Consider the following 6094-nt stretch of genomic DNA (forward strand, 5'->3'; position numbering starts at 1 on the left):
TTGGGGGGGCAGCGTGCGAGACGTCAGGCCCAGGCGCCGAGCATCGTGGCACCGAAGGCGACGACGAAGAGGCCGGCCAGCCGGGGCCACCAGGGCTGCGCACGGCGCAGCGTGGCGCCCAAGGCGATGCCCGAGGCATGCAGCAGGAGCGATGCCGCCAGCATGCCCGCGAGAGCCAGTGTCGCGTCGGACTCGCTCGCCAGTTCCTGCCCATGCGCGTGGCCGTGAAAGAGCGCGAACAAGCCCACCAGCAAGCCCGCCATCGGCGCAGGCAGCCGGCGTTGCGTCATGACCAGCAGGCCGAGCACCAGCAGCGAGACCGCGATCGACGACTCCACGGCGGGAAGGCGAACGCCGGCCATGCCAAGGAGCGCTCCGGCCAGCAGCATCAGCGCAAAGGCCGCAGGGGCCGCCAGCAGATCCGGCCAGCGGCGTGCCGCGAGGGCGCTCCAGAGCCCGACCGCCACCATCGCGACCAGGTGATCCGCGCCTGTCAGTGGATGCAGGAATCCCGCCATGAGGCCATGGTGAAGACCATGGTCGACGCCGGTGTGGGCGAGTGCCGAGAGGGGCAGGGCGGCGAAGAGCAGGAGAGCGGTCCGGGTCGGATGGCGAACAAGTTTCATGTCAGGTCCCTGGAGTGAACGGGTACGTCGAGGCAGCGGGTTTGTCGGGTTGGCTCAGCGCCACGCGCCCCGCCATTGCGAATCGATCGCGATCCAGCCGGTGGCGTCGCCGGCCGGCGGCGACGCCAGGGCCATACGGTCGTCGCTGGCATCCCATCCCAGGATCCGCAGTTCGAACGAAGGACCGGCGGCGACGTCGCGCATCGGAGTTGCCGCAGCGGCCGGCAGCGGCCCGGCCATCCGGTCGACGGCAGCGACCGCACCCAGAGATGCGAGCGCGCCCCCGGCGGCAGCGATGCCGCTGCCGAGCACGAAGGTCCTGCGGTCAATCGGCATGGCCGGTCTCCGGGTGTAGCGGCAGGGCGGCCAGCGGCGACTGCCTGAAGGCGGGCGTCGCTCCCCAGCGCTGGCGGGCCGCAGCCAGGATGTCTGCGGCTTCCAGTGCCTCGCCGGCCCGTATCGCCGCCTCATGGGCCGACTCGAAGGCCCGCAGCGTCGGACGGTTCGCGAGGTCGACGCGGGTCAGTTCGAACGCCCGGCGCGCATCGTCGCCGCTGCCGGCATAGAACTCCGCCGCGTGGTCCGCGAAGGCGAGCGGATGCCTGGCCAGCAGGCGCTCGAAGCCGCTGCGGGCGGCCTCCGTCAGCGCCTGCGCTTCGGCCGACCGGCCCAGCGCGAGCGCCACGTCGGAAAGACGCCAGCTGACTTCCGGGTCGCCGCTCTCGAGCGCCGGAACCAGCAACGCGCGAGCCTGAGCGCCGCGGTTTTCGGCCAGGTGGATCTCGCAAAGGTGCACGCGTGCCTTGACGTAGCCGGGCAGGTAGTCGATTGCTTTGGCGTACCAACGGGCCGCGCGCTCCGTTTGGGCCTGTGGTGCGCGTTCACCCCACAGCACACCCAACTGGAAGCAGACCCATGCGACCGCAAATGGCGAGACATCGCGGTAGGCGCCCAGCGCGCGGCAGTAGGCGCGCTCTGCGGCGTCGAATTCGCCCAGGTCGGCCAGCAGGGAGCCCAGCGGCACCCAGTCCTCCAGACGTCCCGGGCGCTCGGCGAGGCGCAGCCTCTGTTGCAGCAGCGCTTCCAGCGATGTGCCGCAGGCCTGGTCGATGCTCATCGCGAGCCGCTCCGCGTCGAGCGCGGGACAGCCTCGCTGCGTGGCTCGTGCGAGGCATTCCCTCGCATGGGCGAAGCGATGGGTCGATGCTGCGACCTGGGCCTCGATGAGCGCCGTGCGTGCGGAGTCCGGATCCCGCCGCATCAGGTGACCTGCCAACTGCTCCAGCCGGTCATAGGCTTCCAGATCACCCAGGAACTGCGCGTTGAGCTGTTCCTGCTCGAGGAGGCCCTCGGCGATGCCCGCCCGCAGCGGCGCGTGCCAGAAGCGGTTCCATGATTGCGCGAGCGTGCTTCGCAGGTTGATGGCGGCGATGATGCCGTCGGTGGCCTGCACGGGACCGGTCGCGAGATCGGGTTCGGCGATCATTTGGGGACCCCGAAGCGCGGCTTCAGGCTTTCGAGGCCGGCCTTCAGGAGCGTCGAGCTGATGGTCTTCACGATGATGTCGGGCTGGCCGCCGGGCATGTACTGCACCCGCCACTCGACCGAGCTGCCGTTGCCCTTGGGCTTGACGTCCAGCATGCCGGTGTAGTCCGTGGCCGGGATACCGGCGATCGAGGTGTAGCGGTAGCTTCGTTGCGCGTTGTCGATCGCGTCGAGCCGTTCGATGATCTGCTTGCCGTCGATGGTCTCGATCGTGCGCAGTTGACCGACCCCGGTGCCGGTCAATCGGATGCTCGCGATCAGTGGATGCCAGTGACCGCCGAAGCCGCCGATGAGGGCCCAGACCTGCTCGGGCGGCGCGGCGAGATCGACGGAGAAGGCCAAGTTCTGGAGTTCCGCGTTCGGCGAGGCCAGGTAGGGGAAGGTCGATGTGCCCGGCTTGGTCGCACCGGTCGAGCCGCCCTGCAGGAACTCCCGGTCGTGGTTCACCATCCAGGTGAGCAGGATGTCGATGACGTTCGCGTCGACCGTGCGGCCCCCGCCCGTTTGATGCGGACGGCCCGCGAGCGTGCTTTTCTCGATCTCCAGGTGGCTGGTGTCCGAGGTGGGTTTCGCGACATCGATGACCATGAAGTCGTCGAGGAACATGTTGGCGTTGGCGGCCAGCGCCGCCGGCGTCCAGTCGGCCTTGCCGTCGCGCAGGTCCCAGTTCTTCAGGCTGTCGACCATGCGCTTGCGGAACAGGGGCATGAACTCCTCCGAGATCGCGAAGGGCGTCTGCTGGTTCCACAGGTCGCGCAGGTCGTCGGTTCCAGTCATCCCGTTGTTGTTCAGCCGCATGTTGGTCTGCTCGGGGCGGCCGACCCAGTCGATGCGCGGCGGCTCGTGGCCGATGAAGCCACCGGGCTTCGGTATCGGGATGGTCTCGGCGACGACGCCGAAGAGGGAACCCTTGGCCGGATCCAGCACGCGGCGCGTGTCGAACTCGATCAGGAAACTCAACACGTTGTCGTGCTGAAGCAAGTTGGGAAACTTCTTCATCTCGGCCACGATCCAGGCCAGGTAGAAGGGGTCGGAGCGCAGCCCGGCGAACACGCGGTAGGTGCCGTCGGCCGAGGTCGATCCCTTCTCGTCGTCGACGACGAAGCGGATCGTCTGGCCGCCGGGCAGCGTGCAGGTGCCGCGTTGCACCGGCCTCTTGCCTTCCGCGGCGCGCTCCAGCACGTCGAAGCGGAAAGTGAATCGAAGCTCCGGATCGCTCGATCTGAACTTGGTCTGCTCGCCCGTGCCAGCGATCGTCAGCCGGCGCACGACGATGGCGTGGTCGATGGCGTTCGAGAACATCGCCTGCGTGCCGGCGGAGGGGAACACGTTCGCCGCCAGCACGGTGCGGTTCGGGTCCGCCGGGCTGGTGAAGGCAAAAAGATCGGTCAGGTCGGCCGAGGGGTCACCGATCTGGCGCGGGCCATCGACGTGGTCGGACATGGTTCAGCCTTCGCTTAGTGGCGAGACCATTTGCTGGTCCCCGTGACCGCATTCGGCGGGCCGCCGAAGGGCGTAGCCCGTCCAGGTTCTTCCGGAATCGACTTCAGGTATTCGACCAGCGCCCAACGCTGCGCTTCCGTAAGCAGCGGACCGACGACGCCATTGCCGCGCGGCCCGTTCTCGAATGAATGGCCGCTGTTCGAATTGCCTCTCAGCGAGGTGTCGAGCAGGAAGGTGCCGCTCTTGCCGCTGGTGTCCAGGCCCACCTTGACGGGGTCGAATTCGCGACCGACATAGAACTTCTTGGTGCGCTCCTTGGCCGGGATCAGCATTTCGTAGAGATTGGGCACCGAGCCGTTGTGCATGAACGGCGGCGTGGCCCACACGCCGTCGCGCGGCGCCGCCTTGTACGCGTCTTCCGTCTGGCGGGGCGCCGGCAACTCGCGGTAGCCGTGGAGGTTGGCGGTTTGCTGTTCATCCAGTTTCAGCTCGGACAGTGCCTTGTCCAGAACCAGCTTTTGCGTGATCAAGTACAGGGCGCCCGTCGGGATGACTTCCTTGTCCTTGAAGGGTCCAGGAAGGTAGGGCGCGAGGTTGCCCGTGATGGCGTAGGGCCGCAGGTTGTCGAACTGGCCCGGGTCCGTGCCGACGTACTTCTGCGGCACCACGCCGACCTCCAGGAAGCGCTTGCCATACTTGTTCGGCGGCGTCCACGTGTAGGGCCAGGCGTTGTGGCAACTCGCGCAATGGTTCGAGAACAGCGCCTTGCCGACGGCGGCCTTCTGGCGGTCGATCCGGCCGAAGACCTCTTCCGGCCACTTGGGCGGCGCGAGCCGCGTCAACTGGTTCTCGATCTGCTGCAGGTTGAGCAGCTGTGCATTCGAATCGAAGAGCCCTTCCTCTGGCGACTTGGCGTGCAGGTTCATCGGCAGGTAGACGCCCATCGATTCGACGAGGTTGCGATTGATCGGGTCCTGCTGCGAGGCCCGCCACTGGGTCCACGAACCGTGCGGCGCGTTCCACAGGAAGGGCGGCTTGGTCGGCGCGAGCGGGGTGGACGAATTCTGCGGGATGTTGGTCTCGATCGCCAGCAGCCGGTTGACGATGGCGGAGATGGCGTCGATCCGCGACGGCCCCCAGAGGGTCGGCGTCGCGAGCGTGCGCGTGCGGTAGTCGCGAATCGGGGCGGCTTCGCGCTCGAAGCGCTTGCCCAGTTCGCTCTTCGCGTCCGCACTCATCGCGCCGAGCTTGACCGCCAGGCGATCGAACTTCTGCTTGTCCGCCAGCGTGGCCTGCATCGCATCGTCGAGGGCGGTCACGTAGCCCAACATGTCGAAGGTATTGGCGACGCCGCCATCGATACGGATGCGCTTGCCCTGGTAGTTGAGTTGGGCGTTGTGGCACGCGGCGCAAGTCAGGCCGAGCTGCACGTCTTCCACGCTGCTGCCCTTCCTCTTGACGATCGTCTTGCTCAGCCCGATCGGCAGTGCATCGGGATTGTTCTGCGGATCGGCCGGTTGGGTGATCAGGCCGAAGCGGTCGCTGTTGGCGTCGGAGCGGAACAGTTCCTGGCTGCCGGCCTGCTCGAGGTTCAGGAACAGGTCGTAGGACAACACGGCCGAGCCCTGAGAGACCTGGTAGTACCAGGCCCGTTCGGCCGGCGTCCAGCCCTGGTCGAGGAAGACGACGGGTCCCGGCGCAGTCGCTGCAGGCTGCGCTGCGGACTGCTCCATGGGTGCCACGCCGAGCAGCAGGGCGGCGATGGATGAGAAGGCGAAGGTCCTGGCCCCGCGGGGCCGAATGGAAAGCTGCATGGAAGTCCCTGGGATCGAATAAGTCATCGTGTAGTTCGACGCGCTGGCCGTTTTTACGTCAAGCGAACCTGATGGCCTATCCCGGTGCCCACCTAGGGCCACGTACGTATTTCTGCGTGGCCGTCCGGATTGCGGGCCGCACGGCAATCGGGAAAATCGGTAGGGCGGGGTGCGAGCGATCACCGCGATATCAGGTCATCTGATCTGGCATGGGTACCGCGAGCGGTCCGTCTATCCGGACACAAAAAGGAAAATCTAAAAATGAAAGCAGCCCACTACACAGTTCTCGCCCTGGCTTCGGCGCTGGCATTCAGTGCGCCGGCCATGGCGCAGCCGAGCACGCCTTCGGCCTCACCGAAGGTGCTGGATGTCCGGGACATGTTGAAAGAGGTTTCGATCTCCGCGCTGGTGACGGCGATCGACGCGAAGAACCGCATCGTGACCCTCAAGGGTCCGGAGGGCAATGAGTTCGCGGTGATGGTCGACCCGCGGGTCAAGAACCTGGCGCAGGTGAAGGTCGGCGACATGGTCGATGCGACCTACATTCAGTCGGTGGCGCTGGACTTCCAGACGGGCAACGGCATCCGCATGGCCACGTCGACGACAGCCGTCGACCGCGCCCAGGTCGGACAGCTCCCCGGCGGGGCGGCGATGAAGCAGACGACG

Annotated in this window: 5 protein-coding genes and 1 pseudogene; 1 reads left to right on the plus strand and 5 read right to left on the minus strand. The window is 67.0% G+C overall.

The genetic code is table 11. From position 1 onward, the window contains the following. Positions 1 to 23: 23 nt before the first annotated feature. From AC1D2K_RS04160 to AC1D2K_RS04180, 5 genes are read right to left on the minus strand one after another with little or no spacing between them, the layout of a single operon-like run. The gene (locus AC1D2K_RS04160) at positions 24 to 626 is read right to left on the minus strand and encodes a HupE/UreJ family protein (RefSeq protein WP_478086525.1); all 603 of its coding nucleotides are present in this window, start codon (positions 624 to 626) and stop codon (positions 24 to 26) included. Between the two features lie 54 nt (positions 627 to 680). Further along, a complete protein-coding gene (locus AC1D2K_RS04165; protein ID WP_478086526.1) occupies positions 681 to 962 on the minus strand; it encodes a hypothetical protein in 282 nt (93 codons plus the stop codon). Continuing rightward, the gene (locus tag AC1D2K_RS04170; protein ID WP_478086528.1) at positions 952 to 2112 is read right to left on the minus strand and encodes a tetratricopeptide repeat protein; all 1161 of its coding nucleotides are present in this window, start codon (positions 2110 to 2112) and stop codon (positions 952 to 954) included. The genes AC1D2K_RS04165 and AC1D2K_RS04170 overlap by 11 nt, the downstream gene beginning before the upstream one ends. Continuing rightward, a complete protein-coding gene (locus AC1D2K_RS04175; RefSeq protein WP_478086530.1) occupies positions 2109 to 3614 on the minus strand; it encodes a DUF4331 family protein in 1506 nt (501 codons plus the stop codon). The genes AC1D2K_RS04170 and AC1D2K_RS04175 overlap by 4 nt, the downstream gene beginning before the upstream one ends. A 14-nt stretch (positions 3615 to 3628) precedes the next feature. After that, complete coding sequence (locus tag AC1D2K_RS04180) at positions 3629 to 5428, minus strand: di-heme-cytochrome C peroxidase (RefSeq protein ID WP_478086531.1); 1800 nt, start codon at positions 5426 to 5428, stop codon at positions 3629 to 3631. Positions 5429 to 5689: 261 nt separating this feature from the next. Here AC1D2K_RS04180 and AC1D2K_RS04185 point away from each other — a divergent pair. After that, positions 5690 to 6094: pseudogene (locus AC1D2K_RS04185) on the plus strand (hypothetical protein); the annotation flags it as partial.

The sequence above is a fragment of the Variovorax sp. P1_H12_2 genome (assembly GCF_056405335.1).